This is a genomic window from Paenisporosarcina sp., from assembly GCF_057785155.1.
Map to the genome: position 1 here is coordinate 1 of NZ_JBYNRN010000023.1, position 24569 is coordinate 24569.

25 protein-coding genes and 1 rRNA gene are annotated in these 24569 nt (G+C 37.9%); 7 read left to right on the forward strand and 19 right to left on the reverse strand.

Annotated features, from left to right (window positions below; all coding sequences use genetic code 11):
- Nucleotides 1-58, reverse strand: a 16S ribosomal RNA gene (locus AC3EA5_RS08755); the annotation flags it as partial.
- A 363-nt stretch (nt 59-421) separates the two neighbouring features.
- The gene (locus AC3EA5_RS08760; protein ID WP_394189088.1) at nt 422-1303 is read right to left on the reverse strand and encodes a nucleotidyltransferase-like protein; all 882 of its coding nucleotides are present in this window, start codon (nt 1301-1303) and stop codon (nt 422-424) included.
- A gap of 123 nt (nt 1304-1426) precedes the next feature.
- On the opposite strand from AC3EA5_RS08760, the gene AC3EA5_RS08765 reads away from it, so the two are divergent.
- The gene (locus AC3EA5_RS08765; RefSeq protein ID WP_394189086.1) at nt 1427-1771 is read left to right on the forward strand and encodes a YgzB family protein; all 345 of its coding nucleotides are present in this window, start codon (nt 1427-1429) and stop codon (nt 1769-1771) included.
- 158 nt (nt 1772-1929) lie between these two features.
- Here the strand turns inward: AC3EA5_RS08765 and perR are convergent, their stop codons facing one another.
- The 4 genes from perR to bcp all read right to left on the reverse strand — a co-directional run bounded on the left by perR (nt 1930) and on the right by bcp (nt 4446).
- Entirely contained in the window at nt 1930-2373 is a 444-nt protein-coding gene (gene perR / locus AC3EA5_RS08770) for a peroxide-responsive transcriptional repressor PerR (RefSeq protein WP_394189084.1), read from the reverse strand.
- Between the two features lie 101 nt (nt 2374-2474).
- Nucleotides 2475-3029, reverse strand: a complete 555-nt coding sequence (locus AC3EA5_RS08775) for a cob(I)yrinic acid a,c-diamide adenosyltransferase (RefSeq protein WP_488607983.1) — start codon at nt 3027-3029, stop codon at nt 2475-2477.
- A 1-nt stretch (nt 3030) separates the two neighbouring features.
- Complete coding sequence (locus AC3EA5_RS08780) at nt 3031-3966, reverse strand: D-2-hydroxyacid dehydrogenase (protein WP_488607984.1); 936 nt, start codon at nt 3964-3966, stop codon at nt 3031-3033.
- A gap of 3 nt (nt 3967-3969) precedes the next feature.
- Nucleotides 3970-4446 carry a thioredoxin-dependent thiol peroxidase gene (bcp, locus tag AC3EA5_RS08785; RefSeq protein ID WP_488607985.1) on the reverse strand — a complete coding sequence of 159 codons (477 nt, stop codon included), beginning with the start codon at nt 4444-4446 and terminating at the stop codon, nt 3970-3972.
- Between the two features lie 129 nt (nt 4447-4575).
- Between bcp and AC3EA5_RS08790 the strand changes: the two genes are divergently transcribed.
- Nucleotides 4576-5868 (forward strand): glutamate-1-semialdehyde 2,1-aminomutase, encoded by a 1293-nt coding sequence (locus tag AC3EA5_RS08790; RefSeq protein ID WP_488607986.1) that lies wholly within the window; start codon nt 4576-4578, stop codon nt 5866-5868.
- Nucleotides 5869-5937: 69 nt separating this feature from the next.
- Nucleotides 5938-7017: an FUSC family protein gene (locus tag AC3EA5_RS08795; protein ID WP_488607987.1), complete on the forward strand. Its 1080-nt coding sequence runs from the start codon at nt 5938-5940 to the stop codon at nt 7015-7017.
- A 650-nt stretch (nt 7018-7667) separates the two neighbouring features.
- Here AC3EA5_RS08795 and AC3EA5_RS08800 read toward each other — a convergent pair.
- The 10 genes from AC3EA5_RS08800 to mutY all read right to left on the reverse strand — a co-directional run bounded on the left by AC3EA5_RS08800 (nt 7668) and on the right by mutY (nt 18059).
- On the reverse strand, nt 7668-8561 hold the full coding sequence (locus AC3EA5_RS08800; protein ID WP_488607988.1) for an ABC transporter permease: 894 nt from the start codon (nt 8559-8561) through the stop codon (nt 7668-7670).
- A gap of 17 nt (nt 8562-8578) precedes the next feature.
- Nucleotides 8579-9583 (reverse strand): ABC transporter permease, encoded by a 1005-nt coding sequence (locus tag AC3EA5_RS08805; RefSeq protein WP_394189070.1) that lies wholly within the window; start codon nt 9581-9583, stop codon nt 8579-8581.
- A gap of 92 nt (nt 9584-9675) precedes the next feature.
- Nucleotides 9676-11280, reverse strand: a complete 1605-nt coding sequence (locus AC3EA5_RS08810) for an ABC transporter substrate-binding protein (protein WP_488607989.1) — start codon at nt 11278-11280, stop codon at nt 9676-9678.
- Between the two features lie 26 nt (nt 11281-11306).
- Nucleotides 11307-12290, reverse strand: a complete 984-nt coding sequence (locus tag AC3EA5_RS08815; protein ID WP_488607990.1) for an ABC transporter ATP-binding protein — start codon at nt 12288-12290, stop codon at nt 11307-11309.
- Nucleotides 12265-13284 (reverse strand): ABC transporter ATP-binding protein, encoded by a 1020-nt coding sequence (locus tag AC3EA5_RS08820; protein WP_488607991.1) that lies wholly within the window; start codon nt 13282-13284, stop codon nt 12265-12267. The genes AC3EA5_RS08815 and AC3EA5_RS08820 overlap by 26 nt, the downstream gene beginning before the upstream one ends.
- Nucleotides 13285-13438: 154 nt before the next feature.
- A complete protein-coding gene (locus AC3EA5_RS08825) occupies nt 13439-15187 on the reverse strand; it encodes an ABC transporter ATP-binding protein (protein ID WP_488607992.1) in 1749 nt (582 codons plus the stop codon).
- A gap of 67 nt (nt 15188-15254) precedes the next feature.
- Nucleotides 15255-15800 carry a nucleoside tri-diphosphate phosphatase gene (ntdP, locus tag AC3EA5_RS08830; RefSeq protein ID WP_394189060.1) on the reverse strand — a complete coding sequence of 182 codons (546 nt, stop codon included), beginning with the start codon at nt 15798-15800 and terminating at the stop codon, nt 15255-15257.
- Nucleotides 15801-15939: 139 nt separating this feature from the next.
- Entirely contained in the window at nt 15940-16161 is a 222-nt protein-coding gene (locus tag AC3EA5_RS08835) for a gamma-type small acid-soluble spore protein (RefSeq protein ID WP_488607993.1), read from the reverse strand.
- A 67-nt stretch (nt 16162-16228) separates the two neighbouring features.
- Nucleotides 16229-16975, reverse strand: a complete 747-nt coding sequence (gene fabL / locus AC3EA5_RS08840; protein ID WP_488607994.1) for an enoyl-[acyl-carrier-protein] reductase FabL — start codon at nt 16973-16975, stop codon at nt 16229-16231.
- Nucleotides 16962-18059 carry an A/G-specific adenine glycosylase gene (mutY, locus tag AC3EA5_RS08845; protein ID WP_488607995.1) on the reverse strand — a complete coding sequence of 366 codons (1098 nt, stop codon included), beginning with the start codon at nt 18057-18059 and terminating at the stop codon, nt 16962-16964. The genes fabL and mutY overlap by 14 nt, the downstream gene beginning before the upstream one ends.
- Nucleotides 18060-18508: 449 nt before the next feature.
- Here mutY and AC3EA5_RS08850 point away from each other — a divergent pair, with 449 nt between their 5' ends.
- Nucleotides 18509-19489: a metal-dependent hydrolase gene (locus AC3EA5_RS08850; RefSeq protein ID WP_488607996.1), complete on the forward strand. Its 981-nt coding sequence runs from the start codon at nt 18509-18511 to the stop codon at nt 19487-19489.
- Between the two features lie 64 nt (nt 19490-19553).
- On the opposite strand, the gene AC3EA5_RS08855 is transcribed toward AC3EA5_RS08850, so the two are convergent.
- The 3 genes from AC3EA5_RS08855 to recX are packed head-to-tail and all read right to left on the reverse strand — an operon-like array spanning nt 19554 to nt 20959.
- On the reverse strand, nt 19554-19823 hold the full coding sequence (locus tag AC3EA5_RS08855; RefSeq protein WP_488607997.1) for a YfhJ family protein: 270 nt from the start codon (nt 19821-19823) through the stop codon (nt 19554-19556).
- 1 nt (nt 19824) lies between these two features.
- Nucleotides 19825-20157 carry a YfhH family protein gene (locus AC3EA5_RS08860; protein WP_394189048.1) on the reverse strand — a complete coding sequence of 111 codons (333 nt, stop codon included), beginning with the start codon at nt 20155-20157 and terminating at the stop codon, nt 19825-19827.
- Nucleotides 20147-20959, reverse strand: coding sequence for a recombination regulator RecX (recX, locus tag AC3EA5_RS08865; RefSeq protein ID WP_488607998.1), 813 nt, complete (start codon nt 20957-20959; stop codon nt 20147-20149). The genes AC3EA5_RS08860 and recX overlap by 11 nt, the downstream gene beginning before the upstream one ends.
- Nucleotides 20960-21081: 122 nt before the next feature.
- Here recX and AC3EA5_RS08870 point away from each other — a divergent pair, with 122 nt between their 5' ends.
- The 3 genes from AC3EA5_RS08870 to rlmD are packed head-to-tail and all read left to right on the forward strand — an operon-like array spanning nt 21082 to nt 24257.
- Complete coding sequence (locus tag AC3EA5_RS08870; RefSeq protein ID WP_488607999.1) at nt 21082-21981, forward strand: TIGR01777 family oxidoreductase; 900 nt, start codon at nt 21082-21084, stop codon at nt 21979-21981.
- 47 nt (nt 21982-22028) lie between these two features.
- Complete coding sequence (gene pdaA / locus AC3EA5_RS08875; protein WP_488608000.1) at nt 22029-22832, forward strand: delta-lactam-biosynthetic de-N-acetylase; 804 nt, start codon at nt 22029-22031, stop codon at nt 22830-22832.
- Between the two features lie 51 nt (nt 22833-22883).
- Nucleotides 22884-24257 (forward strand): 23S rRNA (uracil(1939)-C(5))-methyltransferase RlmD, encoded by a 1374-nt coding sequence (gene rlmD / locus AC3EA5_RS08880; RefSeq protein ID WP_488608001.1) that lies wholly within the window; start codon nt 22884-22886, stop codon nt 24255-24257.
- Nucleotides 24258-24569 lie beyond the last annotated feature (312 nt).

A 24569-nucleotide genomic window follows, 5' to 3' on the forward strand; every position in this document is an offset into this window, starting at 1 on the left:
GCATGTATTAGGCACGCCGCCAGCGTTCGTCCTGAGCCAGGATCAAACTCTCCATAATAGGTGAGTCGATTAGCTCGACTTTGTTGCTGGCGTCAAAAATTTTGACGTTTATAATGAACGTTTAAGTTCAAGTTTGTTTTCAATACCGACAGGTGTCGGCGGAAGAAAACGTTTTTGCTCCGATCACCAAAGCGATCATCGCTATATTTCGTTGACGTTTTGCTGTTCAGTTTTCAAGGTTCAAATGTTAGCCGCTTGTTTTGGCGACTTATCTAATTTAGCATCGCAGAGTATGTGAGTCAAGTACTTTTTAAATCTAATTTTCTTTGAATCTCTCTTAGCGACGTTTTCTATTATAGCTCTTTCAATATTGTAAAGTCAACATAAAAATCAGACGCTTTTTTTTGCGTCTGATTTTGTATTATTGATTATCCTCTAAAGGGCTAGCTTGATAGTATCTGTGGTAGATCTTGTTGCTCTTTGCGTCAATGCGCTTAATGTTAATTATTCCTTTATCAACAAGAAATTCTATAAAAACTTCTAGATCAACTGAGTAGTTTTTCAGTTCTTCTTGTTCATGTAGCTCTTGAATTGCCCAGTGCTCTTTTTGACTCATTACTTCTAATATATGACGGGAGCCATCATTCGTTCTCGAATGAATAAAGAACTCACTTGCTAAAAATAACAGTTCTAATCGTTTATCTATAGGTTCTTCACTAGATAGTAACTCTTCATACAATTTATAAATAGCTGGTTCTATCATTTTCACTTGAGACCATACTGTAACTTCTGGGTGCATACCATTTTCAAAGACTGCTAAACGTGCTAAATGGTGAAGTGAATCGACAATATGATTATAGGCATCCATATAGTTCTTTTGTTCAAAGAAACTTTTACCTTCTAAATATCTTCTAATTAGTTTGGCAAATTCAATGCCCATCTTTATTTTACGACCATAAAACGGAAAGTCTTTTAACTCAATTTTTAATTCCTCTAAAAATTCATTACGATCAAACATGACTCTTCCGAAGATTAGCCAATCCACAATTTTTCGATTTGTTCCTAGCAATAACCATTTACGTAACTGTTTCTCTGTAATGATATGCATCGCTGCTTTTTTATCTTCAAAAGTATAATGTTTTGTGAAAACGGGTTGTTCTGAGTCTTTCGCAATAATTAGCAATATCGTATCAAAGGTATCGGTAATCTGGCTTACCTTTTCTCTCTTTTCAACGAGAATGACACCTAATGTATTTTGTTGACTTGCACGCTCTTGATAGATGGGACGTAATATTTGCTCCAACTTTGTTCCCCCTAAATAATTAAGATCTATGTATAGATATTTTCGACATTATTTTGTAGAATCCTTCATGCGATTTTAACTTTGAATTATGATATAGTAAACATGATTGAGGAGGAAAGCAACTTGAAACCTTATAAAAACAAAATAAATCGAATTCGTTCGTTTGCATTATCTCTTATTTTCATCGGATTTGTCATCATGTACATTGGTATTTTCTTTAGAGAAAATCAAATTATCATGACCATCTTCATGTTTATCGGATTACTAGCTATTTTAGGAAGCACTGGTGTATATGCTTGGATTGGTTTACTTTCCACAAAAGCTGTTCAAGTCGTTTGTCCAAATTGCGGTAAACATACAAAAGTTCTTGGTAGAGTCGATATGTGCATGTATTGTCGTGAACCATTAACATTAGATCCTTCATTAGAAGGCCAAGAATTTGATGTTGAATTAAACCGAAAAAAATAACAAAAGAAAAACAGCTTACATGTTCGATAATGTAAGCTGTTTTTTATTATATGACGTAATAGATTATGAGAAGAACGATTCGTTATATTTACTTCTCAATTCTCTCCATCAAAGAAGCCATCAATTCTCTTATGAATTGATGGCTTCTTTCAAGTGTATTATTGAACTTTAGTAGCTTGCGTAATACATGTTGGACATGTACCGTAGATTTCCATCCGGTGGGTGTTCACTTTAAACCCCGTTACATGTGAAGCTAAATGTTCCACTTCGTCTAGTCCAGGATAATGAAAATCAACTATTTTTCCGCATGCGTCGCAAATGATATGGTAATGATCGTTCGTTACAAAATCAAACCGGCTTGAAGAATCACCATATGTCAATTCTTTTACAAGACCCGCTTCACGGAATACACGTAGATTATTATATACAGTTGCTACACTCATATTAGGAAATTTATTTTCTAATGCTTTATATATATCGTCTGCTGTTGGATGAATCATGGATTGAATGAGAAATTCTAATATCGCATGACGCTGTGGTGTAATTCGAACTCCTGTAGACTTCAAAGTATCCAACGCGTCGCGTAAATGCACTTCAGTCATCGCCATGCACCTCACTTCATAAGGATTCTTATTTTATAATCGTTATAATTAGTATAAGGAACAGGCTATCAAGATGTCAATTAAATACACATTCCAATAGGTTATAGCTCTTCATGAAGTCCTTTTTCTTTTTGACCAAGACGAAGATTAATAAATCGAGCTGCAACAAACAAGAAATCAGATAAACGATTCAAATAAGCTAATACATTAGGAGATACATCTTCTCCTATTTCTACCGCCGAACGCTCCGCACGCCTTACCGTCGTACGAGCAACATGCAATGCTGCTCCAGCAGGATGGCCACCAGGTAAAATAAAGTTTGTAAGGGATGGCAAAGCTGCATCCCACTCATCGATCCAGCCTTCTAACTTTTCAATTTCAGCAGTCTCAAGATTCCACTTTACTTCTTTCCCTTTAGGTGTCGCAAGTTCTGCTCCAACGTGGAATAACGTCGTTTGAATTTGATGAAAGGCTTGTTGGAAGTCTTCTTTCTCTTCAAAAAATTCATTTTGTACATAACTAAGTGCTAATCCAATCATAGAATTTGCTTCATCGCACGTCCCATAAGCTTCAACTAAAGGACTAGTCTTCGATACTCTTGTTCCATAAATCAATGAAGTGGTCCCTTTGTCTCCAGTTTTCGTATAGATTTTCATCTTAATACCCCTTTTCTGTATCAATCACATTTTGAAAATTAGTCGTTTTCTTTATCCATTCAGAAAGATTGTGTTTGAAAATTTCTAGAGCTCTAGGTACATATTCCGAAGAATGACTTGAAACGTGAGGCGATACAATAACATTGTCCATCGTCCAAAACGGATGAACGTCTGCTAACGGTTCTGTTTCAAATACATCGAGTACTGCATATTCAATTTGATGTTCATACATTGCTTGGATCAGTTCTTCTTCTTTTATTACATCACCACGGCCGAAATTCATAAAAATAGCCGTGTCCTTCATTTGAACGAAATGCTCGTAGTTTAGCAAACCTTTTGTTTCATTCGTACTCGGCAGCACTGATATCACTAAATCTGCCAATGGTAACTTCTCACTGAGCTTCTCAAAAGAAATCATTTCATTCATATGAGATGATGCTTTTCCAGAACGGTTGCAACCAATGGTGTTCACTCCGAACGCTTGAAGTAATCGTCCAATTTCTCCGCCAATGGCACCTGGGCCAATAATAATCGCAGTGGAACCTCGAAGTTCAGTAGAACCCGACTTGCGGTTCCATGAATTCTGTTGATATATCCAAGGTAATGATCGTTTCAATGCTAAAATATGAGCCATGACGGATTCAGCCATTGGGGTTTTATGTATACCTTTTACATTGGTTAGGAAAATCCCTCGCTCCCCTATTTCTTGTAACGGCATTTTTTCTAAACCAGCAGATGCGACCATCAACCACTTTAGGGAACTTGCTTTGTTCAAAGTGTCAGTGGTGATGTCTTCCCCATATGTCACAATAATTTCTGCATTTTTCAATGCTTCTTCATCTTTTATATTTGAGAATACGAAGTTCACATTTGAAAATTCATGATGTAAATCTTCTATTAAATAATCCTTCACTGGAAATGTAAATAAAACCTTCATTGATTAACCCTCTATAATGCCACGTAATGTTTGTAACGCTTCTTCTACATGGCCTTTCACTTTTACTTTTCTCCACTCTTTAATTACGGTGCCCGTTGGATCAATTAAAAACGTTGACCGCTCAACACCCATGTATTCTTTGCCGTACATTTTTTTGAGTACCCATACGCCATATGCTTCAGAAACCTGATGCTGATCGTCAATTAGCAACGAAAATGGCAAACCATGTTTTTCAATGAATTTCGTATGCGCCTTCTCACCATCTGGACTCACTCCAAGAATAACCGCGTTTAAATTTTCAAATGACTCGTAGGCATCTCTGAAATCGCAAGCTTCCGTCGTGCATCCAGGAGTCGCGTCTTTTGGATAAAAGTATAAAATTATGTATTTCTTTCCGGCAAAATCACTTAGCGAAACATCTTCGCCACTTTCATTTTTTAATGTAAATTCAGGTGCATGTAAACCTTCGAGTGTTGTCATGGTAATCCCTCCACACTTCTATTTGTCTTATCGTACCTAAGAATGCACTGACTTTCAATTTCTTTGGCGTTTAGATGCTTTTTTGTCTAGAATAAGGAATGGAAGAAATAGAACGGAGGATTTTTTTACATGAACAAAACACAATCAGAACGATTACACGAAGAAGCATTACAACATATAGTCGGTGGCGTTAACAGCCCATCTCGATCATATAAAGCGGTTGGTGGCGGTGCTCCAACAGTAATGGAAAGAGCGCAAGGCGCATATTTTTGGGACGTTGATGGTAATAAATACATCGACTATTTAGCTGCTTATGGGCCGATTATTACAGGTCACGCACATCCTCATATTACAAAAGCGATTACGAAAGCAGCGGAAAATGGGGTTTTATTTGGCACACCTACCCCTCACGAGTTAACTTTTGCAAAAATGTTAAAAGAAGCAATTCCAGGAATGGATAAAGTTCGCTTTGTTAACTCTGGGACCGAAGCTGTTATGACCACAATTCGAGTAGCTCGAGCATATACAGGTCGTACAAAAATCATGAAATTTGCTGGTTGTTACCATGGGCATTCTGATTTAGTTTTAGTCGCTGCCGGTTCAGGACCAGCAACATTAGGTACACCAGATTCAGCTGGCGTCCCTCAATCCATTGCCAAAGAAGTCATCACCATTCCCTTCAATAATCCTGAAGCTTTTAAAGAAGCCATGGATAAATGGGGAGAAGAAATTGCCTGTATTTTAGTTGAACCAATTGTAGGTAACTTCGGGATAGTTGAACCATTAGAAGGTTTCCTTCCACTTGTACATGACATAGCAAAAGAAAAAGGGGCGTTAATTGTCTACGATGAAGTGATTACAGCGTTCCGTTTCCATTACGGTGGTGCTCAAGATTTACTAGGACTAACTCCTGATTTAACTGCATTAGGAAAAATCATTGGTGGCGGATTACCTATTGGCGCTTATGGTGGTAAAAAAGAAATTATGGAACAGGTCGCTCCATTAGGTCCTGCTTATCAAGCGGGAACAATGGCCGGAAATCCTGCGTCTATATTAGCTGGAATCGCTTGCTTAGAAGTATTAAAAGAAGAAGGCGTTTATGAGGAAATGGATCGTTTAGGTGCAATATTAGAAGAAGGTATTTTATTAGCAGCAACAAAACACAACATTAAAATTACCATTAATCGTTTAAAAGGTGCTTTAACCATATACTTCACTGATGTGAAAGTAGAAAACTATGACCAAGCGGAAGCTACAGATGGAGAAATTTTCGGTCGCTTCTTTAAGTTAATGCTTGAACAAGGGATCAATTTAGCTCCTTCAAAATATGAAGCGTGGTTTATAACAACAGCTCACACAGAAGAAGATATTCGTGTGTCTCTTGAAGCAGTAGATAAAGCTTTCTCACAGCTATCTAAATGATAGTTGACCTTATGACCACGTTGTTGTAAAGTAGCCAAAAGTTGATTTACGAAAGGAAATAAAACCCTTATGAAATTAGGCGCACGAATTGTTAAAACTGGTGTGGCTATTGTGTTTGCTTTGTTTTTAGCAGACTTGTTGAATTTACCAGCTCCTATATTCGCTGGAATCGCAGCCATATTTGCGATTCAACCGTCAATATATCGATCCTACTTAACGATTATTGAACAAATTCAATCGAATTTAATTGGAGCCGGTGTTGCAGTCATTTTCGCTCTTATTTTTGGCCATCAATACGTTGCTGTAGGATTGGCATGTGTTATTACGATAGCAATTATGCTAAAACTTAAACTAGAAAAATCCATCTCGCTTGCACTTGTTACCATAATTGCGATTATGGAAGTGCAAACGGATGACTTCTTAACATTTGCACTCATTCGATTTGCGACAATCGTTGTCGGTGTATTAGCTGCGTTTGTTGTGAACTTATTATTCATGCCACCAAAATATGAAACCAAATTGTTCAATTCTATCCATGTTACTCAGGAAGAATTGATACGTTGGACGCGTTTAGCGGTCCGACAAGCATCTGAACATACTTCAACGAAACAAATACTTGAAAAGCTACGTGAGCGACTCATAAAAGTGGATCAATTTTATTTGTTCTATCAAGAAGAAAGAAGCTATTTCCGCCGCGAAAAACGTGCGAAAGCTCGAAAACTTGTTGTGTACAGACAAATGATTGCCGTTTCAAATAAAAGTTATGACGTTTTAAAAAGATTGCATTTGCATGAAAATGAATTAAGTCATTTACCAGAGCAATTTAGAATGATGATTCAAGAACGCTTAGATTTTTTACTAACCTACCATGAACAACTCCATTTGAAATATACAGGTAAACTGAAACCGGATCATTCAACTGGACATGGCAGAGAAACCATTTTGCCACGACATGAAGTAATGGAGATTTTCGTAAGAGAAATTGCCAATTCTAGCAGTGAAGAAAACTTCTCGTCGTATCATTTGCTACATGTTCTATCGTCGATACTAGATTACGAGGAACAATTAGAGCATTTAGATACGTTAATTGTGTCTCATCAAAATTATCATGGCGATGAAATTAACGTTACGTTGGAAGAAGAATTTTAGTAATTAAAGAGAACATTTGCTAACCATTGGGACATCGTTGATGTAGTCGAAACATATTTATGTTGATTTTCATTGCTGCGGACGCTTTCCGGAGGGCAAGGCATTAGCCGCTTCCCTCGCGATGCTCAGTCCAGGGTCTAAAGCTCTTGCTGATCCTCTCGGAGTCGCCGCCTCCATTTCAATCAACTGGAATCACAGTAAATATTATATTTTTTTACAACTTAAGTTCACCTAGAGCAAAAATCTTACACTACTTTACCGAAAGTGCAGACAAATAAATGACTGCTCTTCCTTTCTTTGCTATCTATATGTCACTTCAAGAAAGTTGTAAGGAGAATTTAATTGCTACGATAAACATGATTCTGCAAACTATTTTTGCAGGGTAGTGGTTGGCTATTTCTGAAGACTCCTGCGGAAAAACGAAATACGCTAGACCCCACAGGCGTAACTGTCGGAGACAGCTATGCCGAGGAGGCTGGCGTTTCGTCCGCGGAAAGCGAGAGAAATAGCCGACCACCTTCTTTATTAATAAGTTGAACGGTTTTTATAAAACTTCTTAATTCAACTATGTAATAGTATTAATTCATTTCAATAGAAAAAGGCTACTATTCAGTTAGTTTTAACTAACTGAATAGTAGCCTTTTTTTTAATTAGTTCTTCATTCGAGGATCTAGTGCATCACGCATACCGTCACCCATTAGGTTAAAGCCTAAAACGGTTAACATAATCGCAAATCCAGGGAAGAACATCGTCCATGGAGCATTGATGAAATTGACACGAGCATCTGCTAACATTTTACCCCACTCTGGAGTAGGAGCTTGTGCCCCTAACCCTAAGAACCCAAGAGCAGCAGCTTCAATAATAGCTGTTGCAATCGCTAAAGTTCCTTGCACAATAACGGGTGCCATGGAATTCGGTAAAATATGCGAAAACAGAATACGAGCATCTCTCATCCCAATCGCTTTTGCAGAGGTAATATATTCTTCCTCTTTGATACTCAATACTTTCGATCGAATTAATCGACCAAAGTTTGGAACGTTGATAATCGCAATCGCGATTAATGCATTCTGTAAAGAAGGTCCTAAAACTGAAACGACTGCGATTGCTAATAAAATACTTGGAAACGCCAGCATGATATCAAAGATACGAGAAATGATCATGTCGACCCATTTGCCATAATAACCAGCTATAATTCCTAAAATACTACCAACAATAACAGAACCAACTACCGAAAAGAACCCTACCCATAATGAGATTCGAGCACCTAGGACAACACGCGAGAATATATCTCGTCCAAAATCATCTGTACCGAACCAGTATTTTGAAGAAGGAGCTTGTAAGCGGTCACCAAGCAATTGATCATTTATTCCTTGCGGAGCAACTAACGGTCCAATGAAAGCCAAAATGACAAAGAAGATGACAATCCCTGCGCCAACAATAGCGACTTTACTTTTTTTGAAACTTCGCCATGCTTCACGCCACGGACCTGCCACTTTATCTGCTTGTGGTGCTACTTGTTGTGTGTTTGGGGCTTGATTGGCCATGTCGAGATGCCTCCTTCTTAATCATATTTAATACGTGGATCTATCATGCTATAAAGAATATCAATGAGTAAATTAATCATTACGAATATGAAGGCAACAACTAAAATACCAGATTGTATAACTGGATAGTCACGGAAATTAATAGCTTCATAGATGTAACGACCGATACCAGGCCATGCAAAGATGGATTCTGTTAAAATGGCACCACCTAATAATAATCCCATTTGAAGTCCAATAATTGTTAGAACCGGAATAATCGCATTCTTCAATGCATGTTTGTATACAACCCAGAACATTTTTTGCCCTTTAGCACGAGCTGTACGGACATAATCAGAGCGCATAACTTCTAACATACTAGAACGTGTCATACGTGCAATGATTGCCATAGGAATTGTAGCAAGTGCTAAACCTGGCATAATTAAATGCTTTAATACAACACTTAGTTGATCAAATCGACCTTGTAAAATGGTGTCTAATACGTATAAATTCGTTATAGAATCGACCGGACTCCTTACTTCTTCTCGACCTGAAGTCGGAAGAATTCCAAGTTCGATACCAAATACGTACTGCATCATTAAGCCAAGCCAGAAAATAGGCATGGATACCCCAACTAATGCAAGAATCATAGCAGTGTAATCAAACCAAGAGTTTTGGAACCAGGCGGAGATAATGCCTGCATTTACACCGATAACAACAGCAATAACTATTGCAAATAAAGATAATTCAAATGTTGCTGCTAGATATGGCCAAATTTCTTCTTGTACTGGCGTTGATGTTCGTAACGATTCTCCTAAGTTCCCTTTTAATAGATCCCCTAGGTAATCGAAATATTGGACATACCACGGATTATCCAATCCGAGCTTTGCTCGTAATGCTTCGATCGCATCTTTCGTCGCTTGTTGCCCTAAAATTACTTGAGCTGGATCCCCTGGGATCGCACGAATAATCATGAAAACGACAAATGTCATGCCCAGCAAAACTGGGATTAATTGTAATAGTCTTCTACCGATATAGTGAAGCATTGTCTTCACCTCTCCATCTGATGCATTATGTTTTATGTTATGTATAAAAAATGGGGAGAAATCACGAAGACTTCTCCCCATTAATCAATTGATTATTTGAAGTCTACTTCGCCTAACTTATCAGACCCTGTTGGATGTGGTAAGAAGTTTACCAAATCTGCTTTACCAGCAAGAAGTGGAGTTGAGTGAGCAAGTGGTACCCAAGGAGCATCAGCAAAGATGATTTCTTGAGCTTGAGCATATAGCTCATTACGCTTGTCTTCATCAACTTCAGATTGAGCTTCAATTAGGATGTCATGTAACTCGTCATTGCTATAGTAAGTGTAGTTATTGCTTCCGATATTGTCTTGATCAAGTAATACATATAGGAAGTTATCTGCATCACCATTGTCACCTGTCCAACCTAACATGAATGCATCCGCTTCTCCGTTACGAGCTTTTTCAAGGTAAGTAGCCCATTCGAATGAAACGATTTCTGCATTGATACCAACTTCAGAAAGATTTTTTTGAATAACTTCAGCTACTTTTTGACCATCTGGCATATATGGACGTGGTACAGGCATAGCCCATAGTTCCATATCGAATCCATCAGGAAGACCAGCTTTAGCTAACAATTCTTTTGCTTTAGCAGGATCGTAATCGTAACCAGCGATATCATCATTGTATCCACCGATAACTGGTGGCATTGGGTTTTTAGCTACTTCTGCACGGCCTTCGAAGAAAGCGTCAACAATAGCTTGTTTGTCAATTGCATGGTTAATTGCTTGACGAACTTCTACTTTATCAAACGGTGGGCGTGTAGTTGTTAAACCTAAGTAACCAACGTTCATAGATGGACGTTCAAATAATTGTAAGTCAGCATTTCCTTCAACGCTTGCACCGTCAGCAGGGTTAACACCGTCTGCTAAGTCAATTTCACCAGCGTTTAATGCATTTAAACGAGCAGAGTTATCAGGAATCGCACGGAATACTACGCGATCAAGTTTTGGAAGATCTTTTACCCAATAATCTTCGTTCTTTTCAATAGTGATTGAATCATTACGTTTCCATTCAACAAATTTAAATGGACCAGTACCTACTGGATTGTCACCAAATTTGTCTCCTGATTTTTCAATTGCAGCAGGGCTAGCAATACCGAATGGGCTCATTGCTAAGTTTTTCAAGAATGGTGCTTGTGGACGTTTCAATTTGAAAACGACCGTGTAATCTCCATCTGCAGTAACAGACTCAATTACATGTCCTTCATCTTCTTTGTATCCACCAAACATTGATGAATAGTAGTAGAAGTCTTCACCAGATCCATTAGCCCAGCGATCAAAGTTCGCTACTACTGCTTCAGCATTGAAGTCAGTACCATCATGGAACTTAACGCCTTCTTCTAATTGGAATGTATAAGTTAAACCATCTTCAGATGCTTCCCACTCTTTAGCAAGACCAGGATTGATAGTAGTATCTTGAGCACCGAAGTTTACAAGTGTTTCAAAAAGATTTTGAGTAACTTTGAAAGACTCTCCATCAGTTACTGCAGCAGGATCTAGTGATACTGAATCTCCGCCACGACCAAATACTAAAATTTTCGGATCAGACTTGTCTCCGCTGTCTCCGCTATCTCCGCCGTCAGATGAACATGCAGCAAGAACCGTCGACAAGACTAACATTACTAATAGAGCAAGTAACCACGATTTATTCTTTCTCAAATTGACCCCTCCAAATTATATATTTATCAATGTTGCACGGTTTCACCGTAAAGATGACATGCAACAGAATGACCTGGTTCAACTTCTTGTAGCTTTGGAACCACTTGCGTACATACATCCATTTTAAATGGACAACGCGTGTGGAATGTACACCCGGATGGTGGATTAGAAGGGCTCGGAATATCTCCCTTAATTAACATCTGTTCTCTTTGGAAATTAGGATCCGGAACTGGTACAGCAGACAGTAGCGCCTGTGTATAAGGGTGAAGAGGCTTTTCATACAGCATCTCACTTTCTGCTAACTCGACCATTTTGCCAAGATACATAACCCCTACTCGATCACTTATGTGACGAACAACTCCTAAATCATGAGCAATAAAGATATACGTTAATTTCAACTCTTTTTGTAAATCCTGCATTAAGTTCAGGACTTGAGCTTGTATGGATACATCTAATGCAGATACTGGTTCATCTGCAATGATCAGCTTTGGATTTGTCATAAGTGCTCTAGCAATACCGATTCTTTGACGTTGTCCTCCACTAAACTGATGCGGATAACGCTTGGCATGGTAGCTACTTAAGCCAACAATTTCAAGGAATTCATGTACTTTCTTTTTACGAGACTTTGAATCTCCTATTCCATGAACAATGAGTGGTTCTTCTAATATTTTCTCAATTGTATGTCGAGGATTTAAAGAAGCATATGGATCTTGAAATACCATCTGAATTTCACGACGTGCTTTACGCATGTCGTCATTCGAAATGCTTGTTAGTTCTTTCCCATTAAAGATGACCTTACCTTCTGAAGGTTCTAGCAAACGCATAAGCATTCTGCCTGTTGTGGACTTACCACATCCAGACTCTCCAACAATTCCTAAAGTTTCACCTTCGTTTACATAAAAGGATACGTCGTCAACTGCTTTAACATGACCAGAAACACGACTTAGAATTCCCTTTCGTATAGGAAAATATTTTTTTAGTCCTTCAACTCTCAATAAGGGTTCTGTCATTTGACGCTACCTCCTGATCTTCGTATAAGAAGCATCTAGTTTTATGAACAGGAGAAGTTTGATACAAGTCAGGGTCTTCAGTTAAACACCTGTCAAAAGCAAATTCACATCTCGCTGCGAATCGGCATCCTGTTTTAATCGTTCCTGGTTTTGGTACGTTCCCAGGAATCGAATATAATCGCTGTTTCTTATAACGCATATCTGGTACAGATTGCAGCAAACCTTTTGTATATGGATGTTGTGGATCTTTGAAAATTACTTGAACTGGACCTTCTTCTACAACTCTACCTGCATACATAACGATAACTCGTTCACACGTTTCTGCGACAACACCTAAATCATGCGTTATTAATAATACAGCTGTATTTAAACGTTCATTTAAATCCTTCATTAGTTTTAATATTTGAGCTTGAATGGTTACATCCAGGGCAGTGGTAGGTTCATCTGCGATCAATACTTTTGGATCACATACTAGCGCCATTGCGATCATGACCCTTTGTCGCATCCCACCGGATAATTGATGAGGATATTCTTTTAAAAGTTCTTCAGCTCGTGGAAGTCCTACTAACGTTAGCATCTCAGTTGCACGTTGTTTAGCTTGTTTTTTTGACCAATCTTTTTTATGTATTAATATTGCTTCCGTTAATTGATTTCCGATTGTGAAAAGTGGATTCAAAGAAGTCATTGGCTCTTGGAAAATCATGGCCACATCATTACCTCGAATTTTTCTCATCTCACGATCACTCATTTTTGTTAAATCCCGATCGTTAAATAGAATTTCACCACCTGTAATTTTTCCCGGCGGGCTTGGTACAAGACCCATAATTGAAAGAGAAGTTACACTTTTACCACAACCTGATTCACCAACAATCCCGAGTACTTCACCCTCGTGTACATTGAAATCAATATTGTCTACAGCAGGTATTACACCGTCATCTGTGAAAAAGGATGTTTGTAAACCCTTTACTTGAAGTATCGCTTTACGCTCACTCATGATGCTCCTCCTTTTACACAGCTTTTTTATATTCAGAAAATTTGATATGTTCTTTATTATACAAACTAGAATAATAATTGCAATAGTTTTTTATTTTCTGTGAATAATAAAGTCCAATAAAAAGACCTACCAAATTGGTAGGTCGATTGTTTTGTTAACTATCTAATTGTTGAACTTGGAATAGGTTAAAATAGATTCCTTTTGCTTCCATCAATTGCTCATGTGTACCCTGCTCTCTTAATTCACCATGATCAATAACAAATATTTGATTTGCATGAGTTATAGTTGATAATCGGTGGGCGACGACAATAGTAGTTCTGTTATGTGCTAATCGCTCCAATGAGTCTTGTATCAAGGATTCACTCTCTAAATCTAGCGCTGATGTTGCTTCATCTAGAACTAAAATTGGAGGGTTTTTTAGGAATACACGAGCAATTGCAACCCGTTGTTTTTGTCCGCCGGAAAGCTTAACTCCACGTTCGCCTACCTTTGTATCATACCCCTGTGGAAGAGACAAAATAAATTCATGTGCATTAGCTGCTTTTGCGGCTTCAATTACTTCATCATCCGAAGCATTTGGATTCCCCATTAGGATATTCGACTTAACAGAATCACTAAACAATATGCTATCTTGCAATACTATTCCAATCTGTTCACGAAGGGATTCAATTCGAACATCTTGAATGTCTTTTCCATCGATTTTGATCGACCCACTCGTCGCATCATAAAAGCGAGGAATCATACTAATGATGGTCGACTTCCCACCACCACTCATCCCAACAAATGCTGCGGTCTCCCCTGGATTTACTGTAAAGTTAATATTGTTTAAAACTAATTCATTTTCTGCTTCATATCTAAAAGAGACACGATCGAAACGAAGTTCTCCTTGAATAGCTGGCAAATCCTTCGCATTTTCACGATCTGTAATTTCGTATTTTTCATCCATTAATTCAAAAACACGATCCATCGATGCGTATGCTTGCGTTAATGTAGTTGATGAGTTCACTAAACGTCTTAATGGATTATAGAGTCGTTCAATATAAGCAATGAAAGCCACCATTGTTCCCACAGTTAAATTACCTAAAATAACTTGATAACCTGCATAGGCAATAACTAATAGAGGCGCAACATCAGTAATCGTATTAACTACGGCAAATGCTTTAGCGTTCCATTTTGTATGATCAACGGCTTTATTCAAAAATTCGCCATTCGTTTCATCAAAAATCGCTTGTTCATGCTTCTCTAGAGCAAAACTTTTAATAACGCTCATCCCTTGAACTCGTTCATGTAAATAACTTTGAACACTAGCTAACGCTTGAGAACGCTTGCCTGTCAAATCTCTTAAACGACCAAAGAAATATTTTACACTGAATGCGTAGAATGGGAATGCTAGAAGCGTGACTAGAGTTAATGGAACATCCATAGTTAGCATAATTCCTATAGCTATAAGGATAGTTGCTAAATCTAACCATAGATTCATTAAAGCAATCATCACAAAGTTTTTTGTTTGTTCTACATCATTAATTACTCTGGATATTACTTCACCTGCTCGCGTATTCGAATAATAACGCATACTTAATTTTTGCAGATGACCATAAAGCTCTTTACGAATATCATATAAGATTTTATTACTTACTAATTGTGCATAGTATTGTCTATAATATTCAATTGGCGGTCGGACCACAAAAAATACCAATGCGGTTCCTCCTAGCCAATAAAAGAGCTGCTTGATTTTTTCATCATTTGTTAATGCCTCATTAATAATGATGTCATCAATTACGATTTTTATTAATATGGGAATAAATAAGGGAATCGCAAATTTCACTAATCCGATTAATACCGTAAATACAATTTGCCATTTATAAGGCTTTACGAATTTCATATATCTTTTTGTACTACTCACACGATCACCTTTCTTATCTTTCATTTTCCGAGAAATGAAAAACCTGTTGATAGTCAACAGGTATCATTTACTCGCTTATTCGCAGTTGTTTATGGAATTGGTAACGACTTGTCCATGCTTCGATAAAGTCTGGGGCAAATGGACCTTTCCTTTGTTTAATCCATCCGATTAACTTGTCGACATTTCGTTCCAAAATCCAATCGATCTCATCTGGATAATTCATTAGTTTTTTATGATCTTCAAACTCATCTTCATCCAATATTGTATATGACATATCCGGGAACACTTTTACGTCCAAGTCATAATCAATATATTTGAGCGATTGGTTATCATAAACAAATGGAGAGCTGATATTGCAGTAATAATAAACACCATCTTCGCGCAACATACAAATAATATTAAACCAGTGCTCTGCATGAAAATAGCATATAGATGGTTCACGCGTTAACCATGTACGACCGTCTGACTCTGTAACAAGAGTCTTTTCGTTCGCGCCAATGACAATATTTTTCGTCCCTTTTAGAACCATTGTTTCTTGCCAGACGCGGTGGATTCGGCCGTTATGCTTGTAGCTGTGTATTTGAATCGTTTCTCCTTCTGCCGGTATTGGCATTTTTAAGACCACCTTTTGTCATAGCACAATTATATACAGTTTGTTGTTATGTCCCCATTATAACAATCCAATGTATAAAACTATAGCAAAAAAAATCAGCGAAGGCTAATGCCCTCGCTGACCGGTGGTTTCTAATCCATTATTTCGTTTGGTTTGTGCGGTTTGCTGCTCCATTTTTCTTTTGAGCAGATTGTTGGTTTTGGCGTTTTACTTCAGTTACATCTGTTTCAGTACCAAACTCAGTTTGACCATAAGTTCCTGGAGTACCAGAAGCATATTGTTTTTTCATTTCTGATTGTTGGTTTTGTTGTCTAACGTTATTTGCGTTAGTTGGTTGGTTGCTGTTGTTTTTGTTTGCCATGGATTTTTCACCTCCGTGCTCATTAAGATGTGCACGAAAGGCAATAATATTCACAGGAAATTTTTTCTTACATGACGATTGAACGTCCACCATCCACAATAATTGTTTGCCCTCGAATCATATCAGAGTCATCTGAAATAAGGAACATCGCAGTCTTAACCATATCTTCAATTTCAACCATACGACCAGCAGGAGTATTTTTTCGAGCATCGTCAAGTAATTCTTCGCGATTAGGGAAATGCTTTAATGCATCCGTGTCTAACGCTCCACCTGAAACCGTATTAACAGCAATTCCTTTTTGCGCTAACTCGACAGCAAGGTATCGTGTAATCGATTCAATTGCCGCTTTGGAAACACCTACAGTTGTATAATTTTCTAGGTATCGAATTGAACCAAGAGAACTAATCCCAACAATTTTCCCACCCTTGTCCATTAATTTGGCAGCCTCTTGTGCTCCAAATAACATAGCTTTTGCATTAATATTCATCGTCCAGTCCCAATGTGATTCTTCAAGTTCCATGACAGGACGAAGAACACCTGAAGCTGCATTACTAACAAACACATCTAAACGTCCAAACTCTTCACGGATAGTTTCGAACATTGCTTTTAGTTTTTCGATATCGCCAACGTTCGCTCGAACAAGAAGTGCTTTTTGACCAAGTGCCTCAATTTCTTTTACTGTTTCAAGTGCTGCTGTTTTACTGCGTGCATAGTTCACGACAATATCATATCCGTTTTTAGCTAGCTCAATCGCTAATGCTTTTCCTAAACCTCTACTACTACCAGTTACAAGTGCTACTTTATTTGTTGTCATTTTCAAATCCCCTTTCTTGAAAAACCTGCCACATTTTTAGCATGGGTACAGGCATCGGTACCGTGTTCACTTCTTCTATAGTTAACCATTTACAGGACGATGGAATCCCCAAATCCACTACTCCTTGTCCAGATAGAGTATTCATATTCCATGTTAAATGAGAAAAGATATGTTTTAAAGGTCCTAATTCATTTTCTTTTGTGAAATAAATACCGTATCTTTCCTGCATTAACGGAATGTTTGCATCTTCTATAGTAACCTTTTCGACCATTGGGAATTGCCATAAATTTGCGAGCAAACCACTCGAAGGTCTTTTCTCCATTAAAAATTCGCCGTTTTCATTTTGAATGATAAATACATCATACTGCAGCGATTTTGTTTTTTTATTTTTTGTTTTTATTGGTAGATTGTGTTGTTCTCCTGCAAAGAATGCTGCACAGTTTTCACGGACAGGACATAGTAAACACTTTGGAGAAGTTGGCGTACAAATGGTGGCACCGAGTTCCATCAATCCTTGATTAAAAGAAGAAGGATCAATCGGATCAATTAATTCTTTGACAGCCTCTTCAAAAACTTTTCTCGTTTTAGGTTTGGCGATATCTTCCTTTATTAACAACACACGTGATAAAACTCTCATGACGTTCCCGTCCACTGCATGTTCTGGTTTCTGATAGGCAATACTTAAAATAGCACCCGCAGTGTACGGACCTACGCCTTTTAGTGAAGATATTTCTTCACGTGTTTGCGGAACTACACTGTTGTATTTTACTTGAACTTCTTTCACTCCAGCTTGTAAATTCCGAACTCGCGAATAGTATCCGAGTCCTTCCCATTGCTTTAATAATTTTTCTTCTTCTGCAGATGCTAAGTCTTCAAGAGTGGGAAAAGCTTCAATAAATCGTTCATAGTAAGGAATGACTGTATCTACTCGTGTTTGTTGCAACATAATTTCGGATACCCATATTTTATAAGGGTCATGAGTTCGTCTCCATGGTAAATCCCGTTTTTCAGCTAAATACCACTCGATCAGTGACTGACGAAATGATTCCTTTAATGTTTGATTCAAAAAAACACCTACATTCATTTGATTAAGGACAATAAGTTAAGGGTATATAATGAACGAGTCAATTGAATGACTGTTTCTCGTTGTTATCTTATCAAATTTAAATCATAATAAACAAAAATAATCTTTTTTTATAATTGAGTTCAATTCATATTTAACACCTTTTTGATATAGGTTAACATTCTTAAATAAAAATATGTAACCTATTAAGTGTTGTTGTTTCGCTTCAGGCGGACGCTTTCCGCGGGCGGTCCGTGAGCCTCCTCATTCGCATAGCTCACTGCGGGGTCTCACCTGGACGCGCTTTTCCCGCTGGAGTCGCCGCCTTACGCTCCACTGAACAAATTATTAGATTGAAAGCTGATATGCACCAATACAAATATTAAATTACTTTTTGAATGTTAACTCATTCTTCCTACCGAAATCTCTACTACAAAATAAATTTCGAATTACATAAGGAGTTGATAAAGATGGATACTGGCACACATATTGTCATGGGGATCGCCTTGGGTGGACTAGCAATGATTGACCCAGTGGTAGCAAATCATTCGGTGACAGCAACTGCTGTAATGGCCGGTACCATTATTGGTTCCCAAGCACCTGATGTTGATACGGTTCTCAAATTAAGAAACAACGCAGTATACATTAGACATCATCGCGGCATCACTCACTCAATTCCTGCGGTCTTACTTTGGCCAGTCGCGATAGCTGGAACTATACATTTCTTTGTTCCCGGGGCGGACTTTTTACACTTATGGTTATGGACGTTCTTGGCAGTTTTCTTACATGTCTTTGTAGATATCTTCAATTCCTATGGAACCCAGGCATTACGACCATTTTCTAATAAGTGGGTTGCATTAGGGGTCATCAATACATTCGACCCGACCATATTCGCCTTGCATGTCGTGGGCTTGCTATTTTGGGCATTCGGATCTAATCCGGTTTACACCATGCTACTCATGTACTCGATTATTGTTGTTTATTATTTGATAAGGTTTGCGGTTCAAGCAGCTGTAAGACATGCCGTTAAGAATACAATTCCTAGCGCTGAAGAAATCATCATCGCACCAACGATTAAGTTCTTCCAATGGAGAATCGCAGCAATTTCTAAAACACATCATTATGTAGGACGAGCTTATGGGCGTTCCATTAATATTTACGATCGCTTTGACCGAATCGATATCCCTGACTCTCCACTCGTCAAAGCTGCTTTAAAAGATAAAAACTTACAAGCATTCACATCATTTTCACCAATCTATCGTTGGGAAATTACCGAACACGACCATGTTACTGAGGTTCGACTAATTGACTTACGTTATCGAAGCAATGACTATTACCCATTCGTTGCGGTTGCTCATTTAAATGAAGAGCTAGAAATTATCAACTCATATACAGGATGGATTTTCAGTGAAGACAAACTTCATAAAAAGTTAGACTTTATGCCCAACTGATTAAAAACAAAAAGGACACGACGCAATATTGGTCGTGTCCTTTTTAATTGTAGTAATTACGCTACTATTGAATTAAATCATCATCCATTTTTAATAAATAAGCATATTTCGGATTATTCCCTGCAAATTCATGAATACGATCTCCATAACTGGTGATCCATTGACGAATTACTTTTTCGGTCACTTCAGCACCCTTATAATCATATCCGGCTTTAGCATAAGATGACTCAAAGTCTGACCATAATAACTCAATCCAAACTCGTGCACGTCCTGCTGATAAATTTTCGTTTTTTGAAGCTAGTTCTTCCACTAGTGAATCGATTTTATCTTGCATGTTATTTGCCCTCCTTCAAAGGTTTTAACATTGAAATTGGTAACGCTTCTGTATGTTTTTCTCCGCCTAAACGATAGCCCCATGCGAAACGACCTTTTAGGTAATCCACTTGAAAGAATACACCTGGATCCCCTTCAATTCGATACATTTCACCCGGCTTAATATCATTTGGATCTACTAAATATGCTTGTGCCATGATTGCTTTTCTTTCATAAACAGCAAACTCATTAACATGTCCAAGCTGACTAGCTTTCCTAGCCTTTTCTAACAAATTAGCAATCGTTTGTCGAAGTTCATTCTCCGACATATAACTATACTTTTTTTCAGTCTCCATCTTCTTCGAACTCCTTTTTTTCAATAAACATATCAATTTGGTCAGAAGGAAAACCCTTTTGATACAAAGCTTGTTTTACTCTATTTTTACGATCATATCCTGTGAATTTAGAGGAAACTTTGGTCCAAATTTTATCACCTTGTTTGGCGATCATCTCTTCCCATTCTTCTTGCTCTGTTTCAAATTCAATTTCGGCAATTGCTTTGCTAATAATGTCATAGGAATATCCTTTGCGCAACAAAGTATCTTGAATTTTTTGCTTCACTTGTCGTGGTGTTTTTGATGATTGTTGGTTCGCGATTTTTTCGGCTAAGGCTTGTGCAATTTGAGTTTGATCTTCTTCTGTATACGTATCCAGCACTTCCTTTTGAAGTTTTTTGTCGATGCCTTTTTTCTTTAATTCCTGTTGAATTGCACGTGGACCTTTTTTCCCCGTTTTCTTTTGTGTTTCCAATAAAGCCTTTGAAAACGATTCATCGTTCAAAAATCCAAGAGAATGCAATTTTTGGATGGCTTCTAATACAACTGCTTCCCCATATTCTGCATCAAGTAATTTCTTTTTTACTTCATACTCACTTCGCATGCGAAAGCTTAAATAGTGCAATGACTTATTAAATGCTTTTCGAACTTCATCATCAAAAACAATTTCATCGCGCTCCCAATCTTCTACATCTTTCCCTTTAGACAATTGGTATTTCACGATAAGTGATTCATCCACAGCAAAAGCATAAACTTCATCTATAAAAATATTGTAACGTTCAGGATTGTTTTTTTGACGTGTGATTTTTGATATTATTGGCAATGATTTCACCCCATAATCTGTTCTTATCTAGTATACACATATTTATTGGCACATTCATTTGAGTACACTTCGATAAGAAAGGGTAATATAGGCATAACATGTTTAGTAGAGGAGGAGTTTTAATGAAAATCGCCATTACAGGTGGAAGTGGATTCGTTGGCAATGAATTATCTTCCCTTCTAGTGAATAAAGGTCATGAAGTTTTTATTCTTACTCGATCTGATCGCCCTTCAAAAGGGTCAGTAAAAATGGTTCAATGGTTAACGGATGGTTCTGAGCCTGAAAACCATCTACAAGACATTGATGCTTGGGTTAACCTAGCTGGCGCGTCCATTAATGAAGGCCGATGGACACAAGAACAAAAAGACAAAATTTACGATAGTCGAATGAAAGCAACGGATGAAGTGCTTCGCATTATCAATCAAGTCGAAAAGAAACCGTCCGTTCTAGTTAACGCAAGTGCGATAGGTATTTACCCACCTTCTGAACATGCATTATATACAGAACAATCCGAAGCTCGAGGTTCTGACTTTCTTGCAAAAACAGTAGAAGACTGGGAGAAAAAAGCAGATGAAGCGGAACAGCATGGAACTAGAGTTGCATATGGTCGATTTGGCATCATTTTAGGTAAAGAAGAAGGCGCACTTCCACTTATGGCTTTACCATATAAAATGGGTGTTGGCGGACAAGTAGGCTCAGGTAAACAATGGGTCTCATGGGTACATGTTTCAGATGTAGCTGCAGCACTTCTATATGCCATTGAGAATGAATCGATTAAAGGACCGTTTAATGTGACCGCTCCAGATCCAAAACAAATGAATGAATTTGGAAAAATATTAGGCGAAGTATTACATCGACCACATTGGATTCCTGTTCCTGCATTTGCATTAAAACTGGCACTTGGTGATAAGAGTCAACTAGTTTTAGAAGGTCAACGTGTTATGCCTGATAAATTATTAACCAACGGCTTTTCGTTTAATTACCCTCATTTAAAACAAGCATTACAAAACATTTACGCATAATTCGATATGGAAAACGCAACCTATCTAAAAAGAAAGGTTGCGTTTTTATGTGGAAAAATCATATTTTAGGAATCGTCGCCGCATGTTCCATTTTACTAATCGGAATAGTTGTTAATCCATTCCAAGCTGAAGCGGAATCACTTAATTGGGGCTTCAAAAAGGGTTCACAAGAGCAACAAGCACAAGCAGGAAGTGCATTTGACCAGCTATTAAAAAAACATGGTGCTTTTTATAAAGGGAATGACACAGACAAAGTCATGTATTTAACTTTTGACAATGGATACGAGAATGGACACACCGCGCCAATATTAGATGCACTAAAGAAAGAAAAAGTACCTGCTACTTTCTTTTTAACAGGTCATTATGTTAAAAGTGCTAAAGACTTAGTCAAACGTATGATTGATGAAGGTCACGAAATCGGGAATCATTCTTATGATCATCCGAATATGGCAAATTTATCAGAAGAACGCATGAAAGAGGAATGGCATAAGTTTGATCAGCTGCTAAAAGAAGAAACAGGAATTAAGAGAACACGTTTCGCTCGCCCACCAGAAGGTGTATTTAGCGAAAAGTTACTCGCTTATGGGAACGAACTGGGATACAGACATATGTTTTGGTCAGTTGCTTTTGTTGATTGGTACGCAGACCGACCTCAAGGAAAAGCTTATGCCTATCACCATTTGATGAATCAAATTCATCCTGGAGCGATTATCTTGATGCATACTGTTTCACCAGATAATGCCGAGGCACTCCCTGATTTTATTCGAGATGCAAAAAAGAAAGGGTACACATTTGAGTCCTTAGAATCGCTTGTAAATAAAAACGATGATTCCCCCTTGTCTTTCCATTAACTCCCGTGTCCTATATACTGTAGACACCAGTAGTAAAGGACGTGAATGAATTTGTCTCAACAAACTCTTATTGAAGTAGGTCAAAAATTTCCTTTGACGATTAAAAGGCTTGGCATTAACGGCGAAGGAATTGGATACTTTAAACGAAATGTAGTCTTCGTAAAAGGCGCACTTCCCGGAGAAGAAGTAACTGCGCAAGTAGAATTAGTAAAACCTACTTTTGCGGAAGCGAAAATCCTTAAAATTCGTAAATCTTCTCCCCATCGCCAACAAGCTCCCTGCCCGATTTATGAGGCTTGTGGTGGGTGTCAGTTACAACATATGACATATGCACAACAACTTGTAGAAAAACGCGATATGGTCGTTCAGTCACTGGAGCGATACGTAAGAGATTTAGCGCCAAACATTGAAGTTCGAGATACGATTGGCATGGATAACCCATGGCAGTACCGAAACAAAAGTCAATTCCAAGTTCGTAAAGATGGAAATAAAGTACACGCTGGTCTTTTCTCAGAAGGCACACATGAATTACTAAACATTGATGAGTGTATTGTTCAACATCCTGATACCACTCGCGTGACGAATGAAGTAAAACGCATTCTAGAAATGCTGCAAATTCCTATTTATGACGGAAAAACACCGAATGGGCTTGTTCGAACAATTGTTGTTCGCACCGGTTTACGAACTGGCGAAATTCAATTAGTTCTCGTAACGACTCGAGCTGAAATGCCAAAGCGTCAGTTAATTATTGATAAATTAGCTGAAATTGATCCAGCAATCGTGTCAATTGTCCAAAACGTCAATCCAAAACAAACGTCACTAATATTTGGCGATCGTACAATCGTTCTTCACGGTAAAAAAACATTGCATGAAAAATTAGGTGAACTGTCATTTGATTTATCAGCACGTGCTTTCTTCCAACTAAACCCTTCTCAAACCGTACGATTGTATAATGAAATCAAGTCCGCTGCAGCTTTAACAGGTAATGAAACGGTTGTGGATGCTTATTGTGGAGTAGGTACAATTGGTTTGTGGTTAGCTGATCAAGCAAAAGAAGTTCGTGGAATGGATGTCATTGGCGATAGCATTTATGACGCGAAGAAAAATGCAGAAAAACACGGCTTTACTCACGCAACTTATGAAACAGGTACAGCGGAAGAATGGCTGGCGAAATGGAGTACAGAAGGTTTTGTGCCTGATGTTTTAACTGTCGATCCTCCACGTACTGGGCTTGCAGATAGCTTATTGCAAATGATTATAAATGTGAGACCGAAACGTTTTGTTTACACATCTTGTAACCCATCTACTTTAGCGAAAGATTTGAGTCAATTACGCAAAGTATACGATATAGAATATATTCAACCAGTTGATATGTTCCCTCAAACAGCTCAAATTGAAAGCGTCACATTATTAGTTCGTAAATAATTCGATATCCGAGACACGCTCATTTAAAGTGTGTCTGAAACTGTAGGCAACCTCTGATTTTCAGAAGGTGTCTGCAGTTTTTTATTTCACGGGCGTAATCTCCAACTAAATAATTCATTAAAAATCCTTCATTTGTAAATTAACAAGTTCTTTGTTATTTGAATCAACTTCATAATTAATCTTTAAATAATAAAACGAATCTTTAATTGATTTCAATGTGAATTGTTCGTTCATTATTTAAGTAAATCGTAGTTTGGAGCGGAAGGCGTCGACTCCAGTGGGAACAGCACGTGCTGAAAGCCCCGCAGGAAC